General features: G+C 59.9%; 16 protein-coding genes and 1 tRNA gene. 9 read left to right on the top strand and 8 right to left on the bottom strand.

What is annotated here, in order from left to right; translation table 11 throughout:
• Positions 1 to 3 precede the first annotated feature (3 nt).
• Positions 4 to 1,806: a translational GTPase TypA gene (gene typA, locus NQ559_RS01470; protein WP_026318257.1), complete on the bottom strand. Its 1,803-nt coding sequence runs from the start codon at positions 1,804 to 1,806 to the stop codon at positions 4 to 6.
• Between the two features lie 83 nt (positions 1,807 to 1,889).
• Here typA and aroB point away from each other — a divergent pair, with 83 nt between their 5' ends.
• Complete coding sequence (aroB, locus tag NQ559_RS01465; RefSeq protein WP_018695265.1) at positions 1,890 to 2,906, top strand: 3-dehydroquinate synthase; 1,017 nt, start codon at positions 1,890 to 1,892, stop codon at positions 2,904 to 2,906.
• Between the two features lie 82 nt (positions 2,907 to 2,988).
• Here the strand turns inward: aroB and NQ559_RS01460 are convergent, their stop codons facing one another.
• From NQ559_RS01460 to NQ559_RS01440, 5 genes are all read right to left on the bottom strand, one after another.
• Entirely contained in the window at positions 2,989 to 4,266 is a 1,278-nt protein-coding gene (locus tag NQ559_RS01460) for a malic enzyme-like NAD(P)-binding protein (RefSeq protein WP_026318258.1), read from the bottom strand.
• 98 nt (positions 4,267 to 4,364) lie between these two features.
• Entirely contained in the window at positions 4,365 to 5,144 is a 780-nt protein-coding gene (locus tag NQ559_RS01455) for a putative outer membrane beta-barrel protein (protein ID WP_018695267.1), read from the bottom strand.
• Positions 5,145 to 5,175: 31 nt separating this feature from the next.
• The gene (locus NQ559_RS01450) at positions 5,176 to 6,216 is read right to left on the bottom strand and encodes a hypothetical protein (RefSeq protein WP_154653999.1); all 1,041 of its coding nucleotides are present in this window, start codon (positions 6,214 to 6,216) and stop codon (positions 5,176 to 5,178) included.
• A 35-nt stretch (positions 6,217 to 6,251) separates the two neighbouring features.
• Entirely contained in the window at positions 6,252 to 7,259 is a 1,008-nt protein-coding gene (ruvB, locus tag NQ559_RS01445) for a Holliday junction branch migration DNA helicase RuvB (RefSeq protein ID WP_018695269.1), read from the bottom strand.
• Between the two features lie 99 nt (positions 7,260 to 7,358).
• Positions 7,359 to 8,048 (bottom strand): NigD1/NigD2 family lipoprotein, encoded by a 690-nt coding sequence (locus NQ559_RS01440; RefSeq protein WP_026318259.1) that lies wholly within the window; start codon positions 8,046 to 8,048, stop codon positions 7,359 to 7,361.
• 136 nt (positions 8,049 to 8,184) lie between these two features.
• Here NQ559_RS01440 and NQ559_RS01435 point away from each other — a divergent pair, with 136 nt between their 5' ends.
• Positions 8,185 to 8,733: an RNA polymerase sigma factor gene (locus tag NQ559_RS01435; RefSeq protein ID WP_018695271.1), complete on the top strand. Its 549-nt coding sequence runs from the start codon at positions 8,185 to 8,187 to the stop codon at positions 8,731 to 8,733.
• Positions 8,734 to 8,736: 3 nt separating this feature from the next.
• Positions 8,737 to 10,146 carry a putative outer membrane beta-barrel protein gene (locus NQ559_RS01430; RefSeq protein WP_026318260.1) on the top strand — a complete coding sequence of 470 codons (1,410 nt, stop codon included), beginning with the start codon at positions 8,737 to 8,739 and terminating at the stop codon, positions 10,144 to 10,146.
• A gap of 239 nt (positions 10,147 to 10,385) precedes the next feature.
• Here NQ559_RS01430 and NQ559_RS01425 read toward each other — a convergent pair.
• Positions 10,386 to 10,457 (bottom strand) — tRNA-Arg (locus NQ559_RS01425).
• A 43-nt stretch (positions 10,458 to 10,500) separates the two neighbouring features.
• Here NQ559_RS01425 and NQ559_RS01420 point away from each other — a divergent pair.
• The 6 genes from NQ559_RS01420 to NQ559_RS01395 are packed head-to-tail and all read left to right on the top strand — an operon-like array spanning position 10,501 to position 15,141.
• On the top strand, positions 10,501 to 11,130 hold the full coding sequence (locus tag NQ559_RS01420) for a S24/S26 family peptidase (protein ID WP_018695273.1): 630 nt from the start codon (positions 10,501 to 10,503) through the stop codon (positions 11,128 to 11,130).
• Between the two features lie 4 nt (positions 11,131 to 11,134).
• A complete protein-coding gene (locus tag NQ559_RS01415) occupies positions 11,135 to 11,731 on the top strand; it encodes a riboflavin synthase (RefSeq protein ID WP_018695274.1) in 597 nt (198 codons plus the stop codon).
• 5 nt (positions 11,732 to 11,736) lie between these two features.
• Entirely contained in the window at positions 11,737 to 12,789 is a 1,053-nt protein-coding gene (locus NQ559_RS01410; protein ID WP_018695275.1) for a sensor histidine kinase, read from the top strand.
• Positions 12,786 to 13,658: a prolipoprotein diacylglyceryl transferase gene (gene lgt, locus NQ559_RS01405; protein ID WP_018695276.1), complete on the top strand. Its 873-nt coding sequence runs from the start codon at positions 12,786 to 12,788 to the stop codon at positions 13,656 to 13,658. Before NQ559_RS01410 ends, lgt begins: the two co-directional genes overlap by 4 nt.
• Positions 13,655 to 14,653 carry a hypothetical protein gene (locus tag NQ559_RS01400; RefSeq protein ID WP_018695277.1) on the top strand — a complete coding sequence of 333 codons (999 nt, stop codon included), beginning with the start codon at positions 13,655 to 13,657 and terminating at the stop codon, positions 14,651 to 14,653. Before lgt ends, NQ559_RS01400 begins: the two co-directional genes overlap by 4 nt.
• On the top strand, positions 14,653 to 15,141 hold the full coding sequence (locus NQ559_RS01395; RefSeq protein WP_018695278.1) for a GtrA family protein: 489 nt from the start codon (positions 14,653 to 14,655) through the stop codon (positions 15,139 to 15,141). Before NQ559_RS01400 ends, NQ559_RS01395 begins: the two co-directional genes overlap by 1 nt.
• A gap of 17 nt (positions 15,142 to 15,158) precedes the next feature.
• On the opposite strand, the gene uvrB is transcribed toward NQ559_RS01395, so the two are convergent.
• Entirely contained in the window at positions 15,159 to 17,201 is a 2,043-nt protein-coding gene (uvrB, locus tag NQ559_RS01390) for an excinuclease ABC subunit UvrB (protein ID WP_018695279.1), read from the bottom strand.
• Between the last annotated feature and the right edge of the window lie 128 nt (positions 17,202 to 17,329).

The raw sequence follows: 17,329 nt of genomic DNA, 5'->3' as shown, positions 1-17,329 counted from the left end.
CGTTTACTTCGAAGCGCGTTTGCGGTCTACCTCGTGCAGCAATATCTTGCGCAGGCGCATGGCGTGGGGCGTAACCTCGACGTATTCGTCCGCCTGGATGTATTCCAATGCCTCTTCGAGCGTAAAGACCTTCGGCGGGGCGATCGAGGTCTTGTCATCCGACCCCGAAGCGCGCATGTTGGTGAGCTGCTTGGCCTTGGTGACGTTGACCGTGATGTCGTTCTGGCGCGTGTGCTCGCCGATCACCTGCCCCTCGTAGACCTGATCCATCGGGTTGATGAAGAAGCGTCCGCGATCCTGCAGCTTGTCGATCGAGTAGGCGAAGGCCGTGCCGGTCTCGCCCGAGATGATCGAGCCGTTGGTGCGCATCTCGATTTCGCCGACCCACGGTTCGAAATCCTTCAGGCGATGCGTCATGATCGCCTCGCCGGCCGTTGCCGTCAGCATGTTCGACCTCAGGCCGATAATGCCGCGCGAGGGGATGTCGAACTCCAGCCGCACGCGGTCGCCGTTCGACGTCATGTTCCTGAGCGTGCCTTTGCGCTTGGTGGCCAGTTCGATCACCGTGCCCGAGCAGGTTTCGGGGCAGTCGACGGTCAGTTCCTCGACCGGTTCGCATTTCTTGCCGTCGATCTCCTTGACGATCACGCGGGGCTGTCCGACCTGCAATTCGTATCCTTCGCGGCGCATGGTCTCGATCAGCACCGAAAGGTGCAGCACGCCGCGGCCGAATACGTTGAAACTGTCGGCCGAAGGGCCGGGCGTCACGCGCAGCGCGAGGTTTTTCTCCAGTTCGCGGTCTAGGCGCTCCTTGATGTGGCGCGAGGTGACGTATTTGCCGTCCTTGCCGAAAAACGGCGAGTTGTTGATCGTGAAGAGCATCGACATCGTCGGTTCGTCGATGGCGATGGGGGGCAGCGGTTCGGGGTTCTCGTAGTCGCATATCGTGTCGCCGATCTCGAACCCTTCGATGCCCAGGATGGCGCAAATCTCGCCGCACGGCACTTCGTCGACCTTCTTTTTGCCGAGACCTTCGAAGACCATCAGGTCTTTGATCCTGGTCTTCTGCATCGTTGCACCGTCGCGCTTGGCCAGCGTGACGTTCTGTCCCGCCCTGAGCGAGCCGCGCGTCACCTTGCCCACGGCGATACGGCCCGTGTAGGAGGAGTATTCGAGCGAGGTGATGAGCATCTGGGGCGTGCCTTCTACCACGGCCGGTTCGGGTATCTCGTCGATGATGGCGTCCAGCAGCGGGACGAGCGAGTCGGTCGGCTCGTTCCATTTGTGCGACATCCAGCCCTGTTTGGCCGAGCCGTAGATGGTCTTGTAGTCGAGCTGCTCCTCGGTGGCGTCGAGCGTGAACATCAGGTCGAAAACCTGCTCGTTGACCACTTCGGGACGGCAGTTGGGCTTGTCGACCTTGTTGATCACCACGATGGGCTTCTTGCCCAGCGCCAGCGCCTTCTGCAGCACGAACCGGGTCTGGGGCATGGTGCCTTCGAAGGCGTCGACCAGCAGCAGTACGCCGTCGCACATGTTCAGCACGCGCTCGACCTCGCCGCCGAAGTCGGCGTGGCCCGGGGTGTCGATGATGTTGATTTTATAATCCTTGTAAATTACCGAGACGTTCTTCGAGAGGATCGTGATACCGCGTTCGCGTTCGAGGTCGTTGTTGTCGAGGATCAGCTCGCCGGTTTGCTTGGCGTTGTCGCGCAGGATGTTGCCGGCCAGGATCATCTTGTCTACGAGCGTGGTTTTGCCGTGATCCACGTGTGCAATAATTGCAATATTGCGTAGTTTTTGCATGTGAAAAGAATTTGTGGTGCAAAGGTAACAATTTCTCGGGAAAATATACTAAATTTGTTGTCTTATTAAAAATGTTTAATATTATGGAACCCACCTTCAACGTCCGGCAGCAGAGCGGGATTTATATCGGGCCCACGTCCGACATCCTGCCGGGAGTACTGCCCGAGGGACGCGTGGTCGTCGTATCCGACGCCACGATAGACCGGCTCTACCACCCGATGCTGGCTCCTTACGATACGGTGCTGATCGGCCTCGGGGAGAGTATAAAGACCCTGCAAACCGTCGAATCGATCTACCGCCGCTTCATCGAACTGGGCGTCGACCGGTCGACTTTCGTGCTGGGGATCGGGGGCGGTATCGTGACCGACGTGACGGGTTTCGCCGCCGCGACCTACATGCGCGGCCTCGATTTCGGCTTCGTCTCGACGACCCTGCTGGGGCAGGTCGACGCCAGCGTGGGCGGCAAGAACGGCGTGAATGTCGACGGATACAAGAATATGGCGGGGACGTTTTCGCAGCCCCGGTTCGTGGTCTGCGACCCCGGGATGCTGCGCACGCTCTCCGACAGGGAGTTCCGCGCCGGGCTGGCCGAAGTCGTCAAGGCGGCCGTCATCGCCGATGCCGGCCTTTTCGCGCGGATCGAAGCCACGACTTTCGACGCCCTGCGTTCCGACACCGACCTGCTTACGGATGCCGTTTCGGCGTCGATCCGCGTGAAGGCCGACATTGTCGAACGCGACGAGCGCGAGTCGGGCGACCGCCGCAAGCTCAACCTCGGGCATACGCTGGCGCACGCCATCGAGAAATGTACCAACCGTCTGAACCACGGCGAGGCCGTGGCGGTGGGCACGGCGCTGATCGCCGATGCCTCGGTGAAGCTCGGCGTACTGGCGGCGGAAGACCGCGACCGGATCGCCGGGGTGCTGAAAAAACTGGGGTTCGACCTCACGCCGCCCGTCGATGTGAAACGGCTGCTCAAGGAGGTGGACAAGGACAAGAAGAACGAAGACGGTATGCTGCGTGTCGTGGTGCCGGTAGGCATCGGCGACTGCGACGTGCGCCGGATGTCGCACGACGAGTTTGCGGCGCTGTTTGCGTGACCCGGTCGGTACAGGCATTATCGTGCAATAAAAACACCCGGCCGAAAGCCGGGTGTTTTTATTGCACGATACCCTTCCGGGACTATACCTCGGTCAGCGTCCGGAGTTTTTCGATATAGGCGTCCCAATCGGCGATGGGCTGTCGTGCGACGCCCGATTCGATCGCGGCGCGTGCCACGGCGGGCGCTACGGTACATAGCAGCCTCGGGTCGAACGGCTTGGGAATCAGGTAGTCGCGTCCGAATTCGAGTTTTTCGAGCGCATAGGCCCGCAGCACCATTGTCGGCACCGGTTCCTGGGCCAGCTCGGCGAGCGCATGTGCCGCGGCGAGTTTCATCGCTTCGTTGATCTTCGTGGCCCGGACATCGAGCGCCCCGCGGAAGATGTAGGGGAACCCCAGCACGTTGTTGACCTGGTTGGGGTAGTCCGAGCGCCCCGTGGCGAAGATGATGTCCGGACGCGATACGACGGCTTTGTCGTAGGCGATCTCGGGGTCGGGGTTGGCGAGCGCCATGACGATCGGGTCGGTCGACATCGTGCGTAGCATTTCGGGCGTCAGCACGTCGGCTGTCGAGACCCCGAGAAAGAGGTCGGCGTCGTGCAGCGCCTCGGCCAGCGTGGTGATGCGGCGCGTGGTCGCGAATTCGCGTTTTATCTCGTTGATGTCCGTACGGTAAGTCGTGACCACGCCGCGGCTGTCGCAGAAGACCATGTTCTCGCGGCGGACGCCTACGGCGATGAACAGCCGTGCGCAGGCGATGGCAGCCGCCCCGGCGCCGTTGACCACCACGCGGAGTTTGTCGAGTGTCTTGCCGGCGATCTTTACGGCATTGAGCATTGCGGCGGTCGAGATGACGGCCGTGCCGTGCTGGTCGTCGTGCATCACCGGGATGTCCAGTTCCTCGCTCAGCCGGCGGTCGATCTCGAAGCATTCGGGCGCCTTGATGTCCTCGAGGTTGATGCCCCCGAACGTCGGGGCTATCGCCTTCACCGTGCGGATGAATGCCTCGGGATCGGTTTCGTCGACTTCGATGTCGAAAGCGTCGATGTCGGCGAAAGTCTTGAAGAGCATGCTTTTACCTTCCATGACGGGCTTGCCTGCCAGAGCTCCGATATTGCCCAGTCCCAAAACGGCCGTGCCGTTCGAAATGACTGCTACCAGATTGCCTTTGTTCGTGTAACGGTAAACCTCTTCGGGGTTAGCTTCGATTTCGCGGCACGGTGCTGCGACGCCGGGCGAATAGGCCAGCGACAGGTCGTGCTGCGTGTGATAGGGCTTCGTCGGTACGACCGCGATTTTCCCTGGGCGGCCTTCGCTGTGATAGCGCAGAGCCTCCTGATCCATTTTACCTTTTCTCATTATCCTAACTGTTTTGCTTGTGTCTAAGAGACACAACGTGAAAAATCCTGCAATTATTGCGCCCTTCCGTCCCGGAGCGGGCATCGTACGGGGCGGAGTTAAAAATAAACCCTCAGCCCTCCCCCGAACTGGAAGCGGAAGATGCCGCCGAGCAGGTTCAGCTCCGCCCCATCGTCGACATCCGGCGAGTCGACGATCAGCCATTGCCCGCTGATCCCCGCGCCCAGGCCGATGTGGCGTTCCAGCATGAACTCCACGGAGGCCGATTCATGGATGCCGACGCCGCCCCTGCTGCCCGACGTATCGCCGTAGCTGCGGATGTAGCGGCCGTAGCCGATGCCCGCGCTTTCCCGGAAGAGCCATCTGCGCCCGGCCCGCTGCCGGGCGACGAACTCCGGTGCGATGTAGTGGATGCGGCTCGTACGCCGGATCCCGTTGCGTTCGGCCGAGATGAATCCGCCCGAGTAGACGATTCCGGCGCCGAAGCCCCGGCGCGACGTCCAGTTGTACCCGGCACTGATGTCGTAGCCTTCGTTCAGCGAGCCGGAGGAGCTTTCGGCCAGGTAAAGCGTCGAGATGACGGCCGTATACGCCGCGTTGGCAAAGAACGTGTGCTGCGGACGGTCGCGCGGGGCGAGGTGCTGTGCCCGCTTCGGCAACGTGCGGATGACGGTCGCATTCCCGTCGGGAACCGCTTGCAGGCTTTGCCCTTCGGGAACCGGTGTGGCCGCCGTCCGGGATTCCTGTGCGGCGGACACTCCCGCCGGGGAGGTGCCGTCGCCGGGTGCGGCGGCATGGAGCCGCAGGACACTACCGAAGGCCAGCATCAAGAAGAGTGTGTGACGGTAAGATTTGGCGGATAAACGGTTGCTGCTCATGTTGTCTGTAATTGTTTTTTCGTGGACAGGATCAGAAAAAATAGAAACTCAAACCGCCGTTGAAACTTATGTGCGTCATGGTGGTGTTGTCCTTGCTCATGCGTTGGCGCAGCGTGCGGCTCTTTTCCGGGTCGAAACGTGCGTGCTGTACCAGTACGTGCGCCCCGATGCCGAGCCAGGGCTTGATCCGGTAGTTGAACCCCGCCGTGCCGTGGACGCCGAAGCCGCCGATGCTCTCCGTGTTGTGCATCATACCTTCGAAATAGCGCATGTAGCCGATGCCGACCGACTCGTGGAACGTCCATCTGCGGCCGACATTCTGGTAAAGTGCTATTTCCGGTGCGATGTAATGCAAGGATATGTTGAGTTTTTCGTAGTCGGAGTCCATGGAGACGTAACGTTGTTTCCCGGAAGTGAAATGTCCCGTATAACGTATCCCGACGCCCAGGCCGATACGGGATATCCATTGGTAACCGGCGTCGACCGAGACCCAGTGTTTGGGGTCGCCGTCGCAATTGCGCGGGAACTTGAATTCGCTGGTTAGCATGGAATACCCCGCGCTTGCGTGCAGGATGTTGTACCTCGGGTTGACCTTCTTTCGTTCCGGATCCGTTTTGTCGGCAGGCACTATCTCTGGTGTCCCGCTGTACTGTGCGATCCGGACTTGCTGCGCCTCCGCATTTCGCGCGTACGATGCCGTGTACACCGAATCCGGGAGCAGGAGCATGTCCGCTGAGATCTGGTGGCAGGATTTACCCAGCGCCGCAGGCTTTTTATGCCAAACGACGTGGAGGCCGTTGCCGCCGATCTTGTTCGTTTCGTTTTTTGCCAGCCGGATGATGTTTTCATAACTGCATCCGGTCGAGAAGCCGCTGTCCTTGATCCATACCGACCCGAGCGTTTGGGCCGGGGCGGGAACCGTGTCGGCGAGGTCGTAAACCAGCACGGGACTCTCTTCCGTGCGTGCCGGGTAGCTTTTCTGGATGTTGGTGTAGATCGCCGGGGTGCATCCCGTTGCGGTGAGCATCGCGGTGGCGGTGATGAGTTGCAGTGAGGTTGTGAAGTTGCGCATGGCGTATAAGGGATTGGGTGAGGCGGAGTGGAACGTCAGAATAGCGCGGCTTCGGTGCCGCCCGGCGGCGTGAAACCCAGGTGTTTGTATGCGAGCTCGGTGGCTTCGCGGCCGCGGGGCGTGCGTTTGAGGAACCCTTCCTTGATGAGGAACGGTTCGTAGACTTCCTCGATCGTGCCGGCGTCTTCGCCGACGGCCGTGGCGATGGTATTCAGCCCGACGGGGCCCCCGCTGAACTTCTCGATGATGGTGCCGAGTATCTTGTTGTCCATCTGGTCGAGGCCGCGCGAGTCGATGTTGAGCGCCGAAAGCCCGATTCTGGTGATCTCCAGGTCGATGTGCCCTTCGCCCTTGACCATTGCGAAGTCGCGCACGCGGCGCAGCAGGGCGTTGGCGATGCGGGGCGTGCCGCGCGAGCGCAGGGCCACCTCGTGCGCCGCATCGTCGTCGATCGAGACGTCGAGGATGCGTGCCGAACGCCTGACGATGCCGGCCAGTACCGGGGCGTCGTAATATTCCAGATGGCACTGGATGCCGAAGCGCGCGCGCAGGGGCGATGTGAGCAGCCCGCTGCGGGTCGTGGCGCCGATCAGCGTGAAAGGCGCCAGCTCGATCTGGATCGAACGTGCCGAAGGGCCTTTGTCGAGTACGATGTCGATCTTGTAGTCCTCCATCGCCGAGTAGAGATACTCCTCGACGATCGGGCTCAGGCGGTGTATCTCGTCGATGAAAAGCACGTCGCCGGGGTTGAGGTTGGTCAGCAGCCCGGCCAGGTCGCCCGGCTTGTCCAGCACGGGGCCCGATGTGACGCGCAACTGCGCGTGCATTTCGTTGGCGATGATGTTGGCAAGGGTCGTCTTGCCCAGTCCCGGGGGGCCGTGCAGCAGTACGTGGTCGAGCGAATCGCCGCGCATGAGCGCCGCCTTGATGAAAATATGGAGGTTGTCGACGATCTTGTCCTGCCCGGAGAAGGTTTCCAACTCCTGCGGACGTATCTTGTTTTCGAATTCGAGATCGCTCTCTGTGTTGCGTACGATTGACATGTTGCAAAGATAACGATTTTGTGCTACTTTGCCGCGGCGGGGCGAAAAAAAATCCGGCCCGCAGGATATGCGGGCCGGGGTCGCTGCCGGAAGCTCCGGCTATTGCTCACGCGGCAGCTCGATCTTTATGTATTTCACTCCGTTCATGCGGGTGTTCACACGCAGGATGATACCTTTCTTGCCTTCGAGATCCTCCTTGAAGGAATCCAGCTTGAACGAGACATAGCGGTCGTAGTTGTATCCGCCTTCGTCGCCGTGGGCGTCGCGTCGCAGTTCGAGGTTTTGGTACCCCTCTTCCGTGTATTCCGGGGCGATCTCCGTCACGTCGTTGCGTACCAGCAGGAAGGTGTGTTTCGTGAGGTCACAGGCATTGAACCCGATCCAGACATTGAGGTAGTTGTTGTTGAGGCGTGCATCCTTGAAGCTGGTTTTGTCGTCTTCCAACGCGTCGAGTTCCTCCTGGGTGGTCACGACTTTCGTGCCGCCCGAGTAGATGTCCTGTATGTAATAGAGCGCCATGTTGTAGTCATAGCCTTCCACCTTATTGTTCAGCAGATTAAATGCGATGATCGCACGCGTGTCCTCTTCCGCTTTGTATGCGCCCAGGCGGCTCTTATCCCCGGGGTAGATCGTCTTCCCGTCGTCGAGCATGAAATAAAAGTCATTGTTTTCGAGTGTTTTTACCGTGGCGAAAGCCGAAAGCCTGGGGTAGTCCCCGTCCGAATCGTTGCAGGAGGTGAAAATGGCCGCAGCCATGGTCACGAGAAGAAATAATCCGAATCTTTTCATATTTATAATTATTTTTGCGTTATCTTCACTAATTAAATGCAGAGCGGGGCGGAATACTGCACGGGCATAAAAATTTTCGGGTGCCGTGCAGTCTTTTGATGGCTACACCGTTTATAAGATGAACGCAAATATGGGAATGGAGGAGCAGATACTGGCCGAGGGGTGCAGAAAAGGGGATAATGCGGCCCGTCGTGAGCTGTATGACCGCTATGCAGGCCGTCTGCTGGCCGTCTGCCTCCGTTATTCGGGCGACCGTTCTACCGCCGAAGACCTGATGCACGATGCGTTCCTGAAGATTTACGGTGCTTTCGACCGTTTTTCCTACCGCGGCCCCGGTTCCCTGCGTGCCTGGATGGAACGGATCACGGTGAACGTGGCGCTCGAATGGCTCCGCAGCCGGAACAAACTGAGCATGACGGTGCTCGACGACGGAAGGCAGTTGCCCGACATCCCGGAGCCCGACCCGTCGGAAGTGGCGCGTATTCCGCGCGACGTGCTGATGGGGTTCGTCAGCGAATTGCCTGACGGTTACCGTACGGTGTTCAACCTCTACTGCATCGAAGGCTATTCGCACCGCGACATCGCGCAGATGCTGGGGATCAACGAAAAAAGTTCCTCGTCGCAGTTATTCCGCGCGCGGGCACTGCTGGCTCGCAGAATAGGGGCCTATATGGAGACACATTAAATTATGAAACAAAATAAAGACTGGACAGACGTAATGCGGAGTGCGCTCCGGGACGCCGAGGTGACACCCCCGGCCGACGGCTGGGCGCGTCTGGAGCGCGAGCTCGGGCCTGCTCCGCGTATCTCCGTGTTGCGTAGCCAGTGGCCGCGGATTGCTGCCGCTGCCGCCGCTGTGCTGATTTTCCTGGGTGGCGGGGGATACCTGCTGCATGAAAACCGGGATTTAGGGGATAAAGGGTTTGTTATTGCAACAGCGACGGACAGCGGCAGCTCTGCTGCGGACATGACACAGGTCGAAGAGACACCGGCGGGAGCCGGTGACGGGAATCTCGCGGGGACGCTCCGCGCAGCCGTTCCGACCGAAGAGGCCGTGCGGGCTGCGGCGCTGCCGGGCGAGGAGTCCGGTGCGGGGACGGCTCCCGGGATTGCACCGGGACGGGATGCCCTTGCCGCCGCCGATATGCGGGGCTTCGAGGACGGCCGCGCCGCGGCTTTGACGTCCGGAGCTGCGCCCGCCGGGAATGCGGCTGTTGAAAATGCGGCTGCCGGTAGTGTGGCCGCGGAAAATGCAGTGGCAGGGAACGAGGCCGCCGGAAACGGTTCCGCAGCGGCTGCCGGTGCCGGGGATGCCGCTTCGGCCGGCACACGGTCGGCCGTGCGTGCTGCTGTCGCAGGGCAGGCGTCCGCCACGGACGGAACCCGGGGTAAGGACGGTGCGGGGCAGACCGTACAGTCCCGCAAATACCCGGGCACGTACGATTACCTGGCCGATGACATGCAGGAACACAGGCGGCCCCGGCGCAGGACTTCGGTTTCGCTCTTCGCCGCAGGCGGCGTGACCGGCTCATCGGGGGCGTCGGGCGGCGTCGGTTCCCACCTGGTGATGTCCGACGTATTGGTCGGCGGCACCAACGGTACGATGGCGCAGCTGAAATACAATTACGAGGATTATTCGTTCCGCCACCACCAGCCGCTCAGCTTCGGCCTTTCGGTGCGCAAGGAGTTCGCGTACGGGTTGTCGCTCGAAAGCGGTGTGAACTATACGTTGTTATGGTCGGACGTGAGCATGCAGTCCGGCGGCGAGGATATCAGCCAGAAGCTCCACTTCATCGGGGTTCCCCTGCGCCTGAACTGGCAGTTCCTCGAAACCGGGCGTTTCTCGATGTACGTGGGCGCGGGCGGTATGCTCGAGAAATGCGTGTCCGCCAAGTTCGGCACCAAATCCGTCGACGAACCCAAAGTCCAGTGGTCGGTGGCCGGGGCCGTCGGGGCACAGTACCGCCTCGGCAATTATGTCGGGCTTTACTTTGAGCCCGAGGTTTCGCACTACTTTACGGAAACCACCCTGCGCACTTCGCGCACCGATTCTTCCTTGTCGCTGACCCTCCGCCTCGGAGTACGCCTTTCATTCTGACGCTCAGCTGATATCCCATACCTGCACGTCCCCGGGGGCGTGAAATACGTCTTGGTAAAGTCCGTATCGCTTCGGGTACGGACTTTCCGGTATTATGTCCGAATGTATTATTTTGTGGCTTAATTGTGCTATTTTTTATTGACTAATGAAAATTTGTTCTTATTTTTGTTGAATAAATGATTGTGAATTGACGCTAACAAAAAAGCACAAGCGCAGCAATCTGTGCGCTTGTGCCTTTGTAGTCCCGACGGGAATCGAACCCATATCGTAAGAACCGGAATCTTATATTCTATCCATTGAACTACGGGACCGGGAGTGCAAAGATGCAAATTTTTTTTAATTTTTACTAATAAAATGCGAGAAAAGCAGAATAATTGGCAGAGGATCGAAGCCGTAATCAAATGGGCGAACATGTCGACCAACTACTTCGCCCGTCATATCGGGCTTGCACGCGGCGAAAACCTCTACCAGATTAAACGCGGTAATAACGGCATTTCGCTCGATGTGGCCGACCGCATCGTCTCCAAATTCCCGCAGGTGGATAAATTGTGGCTGCTGACGGGAGAAGGGCAGATGTTTGCGGACGAGAAACTGCGCGGCGCCCAGATACCTTTTTATAATGTGGATGCCGAACAGGCCATCGCGCACGTCGCCCACCTCGAGGCCGAGAGCAGCCTGGTCATCCCTCAGGCGGGCGAGTGCGACCTTGCCATGTGTTACATGGGACGTGCCATGGGGGACGCCCTGCCGCCGGGGGCGGTGGTCTTGCTGAAGGCTGTCGACCGGGATGCAATTATTCCCGGGGGAGAATATGTGATTGTCAGCCGAAAAATTGTAACTTTGCGAATAGTTCGGCTCGCCGACGGGGAGGACAAACTCCGCCTGGTGGCCGGCGACCGGGAAAATTACGATGACATAATTCTGAATGTCAGTGATATAAGCTCGGTATATAAAGTTAAAGGCAAATTGATAATAAACAGTTGAGAATATGTTTTCAGGGATCGTGGAACGCATGGCGGAGGTCGTGGACATCCGTACCGACCGTCAGAATAAGGATTTTACGCTGCGCGCGGACTTTTGCCGCGAGTTGAAAATCGACCAGAGCATAGCACATAACGGCGTATGTTTGACAGTTGTGGACATCCGCGATGATACGTATACGGTCACGGCGATGAAGGAGACGCTCGACAGGAGCAACCTCGGCCTGCTGGCTGTGGGCGATCTGGTGAACCTCGAACGCTCGATGAAACCCGATGCGCTGCTCGACGGGCATATCGTCCAGGGGCATGTCGACCAGACGGCCGTATGCACGGCCCGCGAGGACGCCGACGGCAGCTGGTACTATACGTTCGCCTACGAACCGCAGGGCGGTGGGCTCTGTACCGTGGAGAAAGGGTCGGTGACGGTCAACGGCGTGAGCCTGACGGTCTGCGACTCGAAGGAGTCGTCGTTCCGCGTGGCGATCATTCCCTATACGTTCGAGCATACGAATTTCTGCCGCATCGGCGTGGGTTCGGTCGTGAACCTCGAATTCGACATCGTGGGCAAGTACATCGCCCGTCTCATGCAAAATTATACGAAGTAAGCCTTATGGTATACATCAAAACAAAAGAGGGCGCATCACTGTGGATCGCGCTCCTCGCAACGGCCATTGTGGCCGGGACGATGACGCTGCTCGATGCGGTGTGGTGGGTGACGCTGTGCGTCTGCGGCGCCGTCTTTGTCGTCGTGGCGCTCGTGGCGCTGTTCATCATCCGCAAGTATGTGGCTTACAAGCTCAAACCGATCTATTCCATCGTGCTTTCGCGCGACGTGCATACGCACGAGATTTTCTCCGAGCTGAAGGACAAGCACGTCGAGAATATCGGCGAGGAACTCACGGCGTGGGCGGATACGAACGACAAGGAGATCGCCCGCCTCAAGGAGACCGAGCAGTTCCGCAAACAGTACCTGGGCAACGTGGCGCACGAGCTCAAAACCCCGATCTTCAATATCCAGGGGTATATCTCGACACTGCTCGACGGAGGCCTGGAGGACGAGCTCATCAACCGCAAATACCTCGAGCGGGCCGAGAAGAGCATCGACCGCCTGATCAATATCGTCAACGACCTGGATACCATCTCCAAGCTGGAGAGCAACATGAACCGCCTCGAAATGGAGAAGTTCGACATCGTGGCGCTGACGAAGGAGATCGCCGAGCAGGCCGAGATGGAGGCCGACAAAAAAGGCATCCGGATTTCGATCAAGGGCGCCGACAACCTTCCCTCGCCGTTTTGGGTGCTGGCCGACAAACATTACATCGGTCAGGTCATCGTGAACCTCGTCATCAACTCGATCCGCTACGGGAAGGAGGGCGGTCTGACGCGCGTCCATTTCCGCGACATGCTCGACAAAATACTTGTCGAGGTGGAGGATAACGGATTGGGAATCAGTAAGGAGGATTTGCCCCGCGTCTTCGAGCGATTCTACCGTACCGACAAGGGGCGTTCGCGCGAGCAGGGCGGTACCGGCCTCGGACTGGCGATCGTGAAGCATATCATCGAAGCGCACGGCGAACGCATCAGCGTGCGCAGCGAACCCGGCGTGGGGAGCACCTTCTCGTTCACGCTCAAAAAAGTCAACCTGCAAGAACTGAATAAATGATACGACCGTTAAGCATCGTTTGGAATTTCGACCCGGTGTTCTTCTCCATCGGGTCGCTCGACATCCGCTATTACGGATTGATGTGGGCGCTGGCAATCCTGATCGGCGCCAAGTTTTTCGATAACTTCTGCAAGCGTGAGGGGCTTCCGCCGAAGGTCTCCGAGTCGATTTTTATATATGGTACGCTGGCGACGATCATCGGGGCGCGGCTGGGGCACTGCCTCTTCTACGACCCGATGGAATACCTCAGCAAGCCGTGGACGATCATCACGGGTTTCCGGGACGGCGGCATGGCCAGCCACGGCGCTGCCATCGGCCTCTTGATCGGCCTCTGGCTGTTCTCGCGCAAGAACAAGCTGCCCTATATCTGGTCGCTCGACCGCATCATGATCGCGGTGGGCATCGGCGGTGCCGTCGTCCGGCTGGGCAACCTGTTCAATTCGGAGATCTTCGGCATGGCCACGACCCTGCCGTGGGGCTTCGAATTCGTCCGCTCGGCCAAGTGGGTGAACGAGTTCGCCCCCGCGGCGGTACACCCGACCCAGATTTACGAGGCGCTTTGCTACCTGATCACCTTCGGCATCCTTTGCTGGCTCTATTATGCGAAGGACATCGCGCGGCGCCGTCCGGGCATCCTGTTCGGCATCGGGCTGCTCGGGATTTTCCTGACGCGCTTCTTCATCGAGTTCATCAAGACCGAGCAGGAGGCGTTCGAACAGGGATGGGTGCTCGATATGGGGCAATGGCTGAGCATTCCGTTTATCGTGCTGGGTATTTACATGATTTACCGGGGGCTGTCCGAGCCCGAAGTTACCCCCGCCCCGGTGCCGAAAGCCCCGGCAGCAACTCCAAAAAAGAAGAAACGATGAGCAATTACCCGATGGTCGATGAAGTGAACCGCCTTGTCGGCAACCTGCTTGCCGCCGGCAGCGGGGTGTTCCTGCCCGGCGTAGGGTCGCTCTTTGTCGAGCGGCGCGGTGCCAGGCGGCTTTCCAAACGCTCTGTCCAGCCTCCTTGCCGCGTGGTATCCTTCTCTTCGCAGCAGCAGGGGGTATCGCTTGCCGATGAACTGGCACGTACGCTGCACTGCGACGCTGCCGGAGCTCAGGATGTTTACGACCGCTGGCTTTCCCGCACGCGCGAGGGCGACGTGCTGACCATAGAGGGCGTCGGCGTGCTCAAATTCAAGAATTTTACGCTTGCACCCGCGTTCGACAGGCTGCTAAACCCGCAGGGGCACGAGCCCGTGCGGATCAAGCCTGCCCGCCGGTTGGACTGGGCGCTGTGGGTCGGCATCGCGGCGATCGTGATTGCGGCGGGTTTCGGCGGCGCCGAATTCCTGCGCATCAATTCTTCCGATATTCCGGAACCCGGTGCGGCCGCCGAAGTTGCGCGCACCTTGCCCGCCGCGGATGCGGGGATTCCTGCCGATTCGTCCGCGACGGCCGGTGTGACGGACGACGGGACTGCGACGGCAGTTGCGGGAACGAAGGCTGCGGAACCCGACGTTGCCGGGAGCAGTGCTGCGGGTGCGGCCGGGACGGCGGACAGCGCCGGTGACCGTGCGGATGCCAAACCTGCCGGACTGCGTCCCGGGTCGGCGCCACGGGTCTCCACGGAGCCTGCATCGCTCGTTTCGGGACACCGGTATGTCGTGTTGGGGGTTTTCAGTACGCCGGAAAATGCGGCCCGTGCCGCCGCGGATGCCGAAGCCAGGGATGCATCGGTACGCTGCGGGGTCTACCGTTTCGGCAATAAATTCATGGTTTCACCTTTCGAGGCGCCCGATGCGGAGGCATGTACGTTGTTCATCCGTAATTATAGCGACCGTTTCCCCGGGCTGTGGACTTACACTGCCCGTTGATGCGTCTTTCCGAGCTGATAATCCGTTTCATCGACTGGTTCTACCGCCGGCCTGTTTCTGCGTTATTGCCGCGCCAGACGTTCCGTTATGCCGTATGCGGCGGCGCGAACGTGGTTTTCGGCTGGGGATGCTATTTCCTGCTCTATAATTTCGTGCTCGACAAGGAGCTGCTCGACCTCGGTTTCATCGCGGTTTCCCCGCATGTCGCGGCGATGCTGATCGTTTTTCCGCTGACCTTCTTCACGGGGTTCTGGCTGAACCGCCATGTGGCGTTCCGCCGTTCGCCGCTTGCCACGGGGACGCAGCTTTTCCGCTACCTCCTCTCCGTCGCCGGCTCGGTGGTGGTCAATTATCTCTTCCTGAAATTCTTCGTCGAGTTGTGCGGGTTTTGGGCGACGCCTTCGCAAATGATGGCCTCGCTGGGGACGATGGTGTACAGCTACCTGGCCGCCAAGTATTTCACCTTCCGCAACGCCGTCCGCGAATAACCGCGGGGCCGGGCGTGTCAGCCTTTCCGGTTCTCCTCCTTGAGTTTCTGCAGTTCGTACATCCTGTCGCGGAATTTCGCGGCGGCGAGGAAGTCGAGCGATTTGGCCGCACGTTCCATGTCCTCGCGCGCCTTGTCGATCAGCGTGTCGATGTTCTCGCTTGCGACATAGGTCTTTTGTACGTCCGCGGCGGCCATGTAGTGGTCTTCGGCGAGCGGGTAGGCCGCCGCTATCTCCGGGACGTCGGTGCGCGCGGACAGCAGGGTGCTTTGCCCCGTGCCGCTTTTCTGCGCCCGGCGCGGCAGCATGCCGTGCTCCATGTTGTAGCGCACCTGTTTCTCGCGCCGGCGGTTGCTTTGCTCGATGGCGAAGCGCATGGAGTCGGTGCAGGTGTCGGCATAGAGGATCACGTTGCCCTGCGAATGGCGAGCGGCACGTCCCGCGATCTGCGTCAGCGACCGCACGTTGCGCAGGAAGCCCTCCTTGTCGGCGTCGAGGATCGCCACCAGCGCCACTTCGGGCAGGTCGAGGCCTTCGCGCAGCAGGTTCACGCCCACCAGCACGTCGAACATTCCGGCCCGCAGGTCTTCCAGAATCTGGATGCGTTCCAGCGTATCCACGTCCGAGTGGATGTAACGGTTGCGCACGCCCACCCGGTCGAAATATTTCGAAAGTTCCTCGGCCATGCGTTTGGTGATGGTCGTCACGAGCACCTTGTCATCGTCTTTCACGCGCTTGTCGATCTCCTCCAGCAGGTCGTCGATCTGGTTGGCCGTGACGCGCACCTCGAGCGGCGGGTCGACCAGCCCCGTGGGGCGGATCAGCTGTTCGACGATCACGCCTTCGCTCTTCATCAGTTCGTAGTCGGCGGGCGTGGCGCTCACGTAGATCGACGTGCCCTGCAACTGCTCGAACTCGGCGAAGGTCACCGGACGGTTGTCCTTGGCCGCCGGGAGTCGGAATCCGTACTCCACGAGGTTTTCCTTGCGGGCGCGGTCGCCGCCGTACATGGCATGTACCTGCGGCAGCGTGACGTGGCTTTCGTCTACGACGAGCATGTAATCCTTCGGGAAATAGTCAATCAGGCAGAAAGGGCGCGTGCCCTCGGCGCGGCCGTCGAAATAACGCGAGTAGTTCTCGATGCCGGGGCAGTACCCCAGCTCCTTGATCATCTCGACGTCGTATTCCACGCGCTGTTTGATACGCTGCGCCTCCGTCGTGCGTCCGGCACGCTCGAAGAATTCGATCTGCCTACCCAGATCCAGGTATATCTGTTGTACGGCGCAGTTGATGCGCTCCTTGGTGGTTACGAAGAGGCTCGTGGGGTAGAGCGTCAGGTTGTCGAGCGTGTGGATACGCTGCCCCGTCGCGGGGTCGATGGTCTGGATGGCCTCGACCTCGTTGTCGTAGAACATTACGCGGAAGCACTGGCTGCCGAACTCGCCGAAGGCCGCCATGATGTCCACCGTGTCGCCGTTGACGCGAAACGTCGCCGGTTCCAGGTCGCGTTCGGTGCGGGTGTAGAGCGCTTCGACCAGCTTGTAGAGGAAATGCTTGTAGCTGACGACCTGCCCGACCCGGATGTTGATGGCCGTGGCATGGAAATCCGCCGGGTTGCCTGCGCCGTAGAGGCACGATACGCTCGATACGACGATCACGTCGCGGCGCCCCGACAGCAGCGTGGCTACGGTGCGCAGGCGCAGTTTCTCGATCTCGGCGTTGATCGAAAGGTCTTTTTCGATGAAGGTGTCCGTCGAGGGAAGGTAGGCCTCCGGCTGGTAATAGTCGTAGTAGGAGACGAAATACTCCACGGCGTTCTCCGGGAAGAAATTGCGGAACTCGCCGTAAAGCTGCGCCGCGAGCGTCTTGTTGTGGCTCAGGACGAGCGTCGGGCGGTTCAGCTGCGCGATGACGTTGGCCACGGTGAAGGTCTTTCCCGAGCCTGTCACCCCCAGCAGGGTGTTATGTTTGGAGCCGTGCCGGATCGAGCCGACGAGCTGTGCGATCGCTTCCGGCTGGTCGCCCATCGGGGCGTAATCCGATACCAACTTGAAATCCATGGTGCAAAAGTAGGTAAAAAAAACGGTATGGTGAAATGCCGCCCCGGTTTGGCCGGGGATGGTGCGTCTGTTTCGGAAACGTACCGGGGACAGTTAAAATTGTCCCGCCACGCCATATCTTCGGTAAT

This window comes from Alistipes onderdonkii (assembly GCF_025145285.1).
Lineage (GTDB): Bacteria > Bacteroidota > Bacteroidia > Bacteroidales > Rikenellaceae > Alistipes > Alistipes onderdonkii.
Note: the sequence above shows the minus strand (reverse complement) of the source record. Positions and strands in the feature narration are given on the sequence as shown.

Excerpts from the sequence above, each read along its gene's own strand:
- typA (WP_026318257.1), bottom strand. The coding sequence starts at position 1,806 with ATGCAAAAACTACGCAATATTGCAATTATTGCACACGTGGATCACGGC.
- aroB (WP_018695265.1), top strand. The coding sequence starts at position 1,890 with ATGGAACCCACCTTCAACGTCCGGCAGCAGAGCGGGATTTATATCGGG.
- NQ559_RS01460 (WP_026318258.1), bottom strand. The coding sequence starts at position 4,266 with ATGAGAAAAGGTAAAATGGATCAGGAGGCTCTGCGCTATCACAGCGAA.
- NQ559_RS01455 (WP_018695267.1), bottom strand. The coding sequence starts at position 5,144 with ATGAGCAGCAACCGTTTATCCGCCAAATCTTACCGTCACACACTCTTC.
- NQ559_RS01450 (WP_154653999.1), bottom strand. The coding sequence starts at position 6,216 with ATGCGCAACTTCACAACCTCACTGCAACTCATCACCGCCACCGCGATG.
- ruvB (WP_018695269.1), bottom strand. The coding sequence starts at position 7,259 with ATGTCAATCGTACGCAACACAGAGAGCGATCTCGAATTCGAAAACAAG.
- NQ559_RS01440 (WP_026318259.1), bottom strand. The coding sequence starts at position 8,048 with ATGAAAAGATTCGGATTATTTCTTCTCGTGACCATGGCTGCGGCCATT.
- NQ559_RS01435 (WP_018695271.1), top strand. The coding sequence starts at position 8,185 with ATGGAGGAGCAGATACTGGCCGAGGGGTGCAGAAAAGGGGATAATGCG.
- NQ559_RS01430 (WP_026318260.1), top strand. The coding sequence starts at position 8,737 with ATGAAACAAAATAAAGACTGGACAGACGTAATGCGGAGTGCGCTCCGG.
- NQ559_RS01420 (WP_018695273.1), top strand. The coding sequence starts at position 10,501 with ATGCGAGAAAAGCAGAATAATTGGCAGAGGATCGAAGCCGTAATCAAA.
- NQ559_RS01415 (WP_018695274.1), top strand. The coding sequence starts at position 11,135 with ATGTTTTCAGGGATCGTGGAACGCATGGCGGAGGTCGTGGACATCCGT.
- NQ559_RS01410 (WP_018695275.1), top strand. The coding sequence starts at position 11,737 with ATGGTATACATCAAAACAAAAGAGGGCGCATCACTGTGGATCGCGCTC.
- lgt (WP_018695276.1), top strand. The coding sequence starts at position 12,786 with ATGATACGACCGTTAAGCATCGTTTGGAATTTCGACCCGGTGTTCTTC.
- NQ559_RS01400 (WP_018695277.1), top strand. The coding sequence starts at position 13,655 with ATGAGCAATTACCCGATGGTCGATGAAGTGAACCGCCTTGTCGGCAAC.
- NQ559_RS01395 (WP_018695278.1), top strand. The coding sequence starts at position 14,653 with ATGCGTCTTTCCGAGCTGATAATCCGTTTCATCGACTGGTTCTACCGC.
- uvrB (WP_018695279.1), bottom strand. The coding sequence starts at position 17,201 with ATGGATTTCAAGTTGGTATCGGATTACGCCCCGATGGGCGACCAGCCG.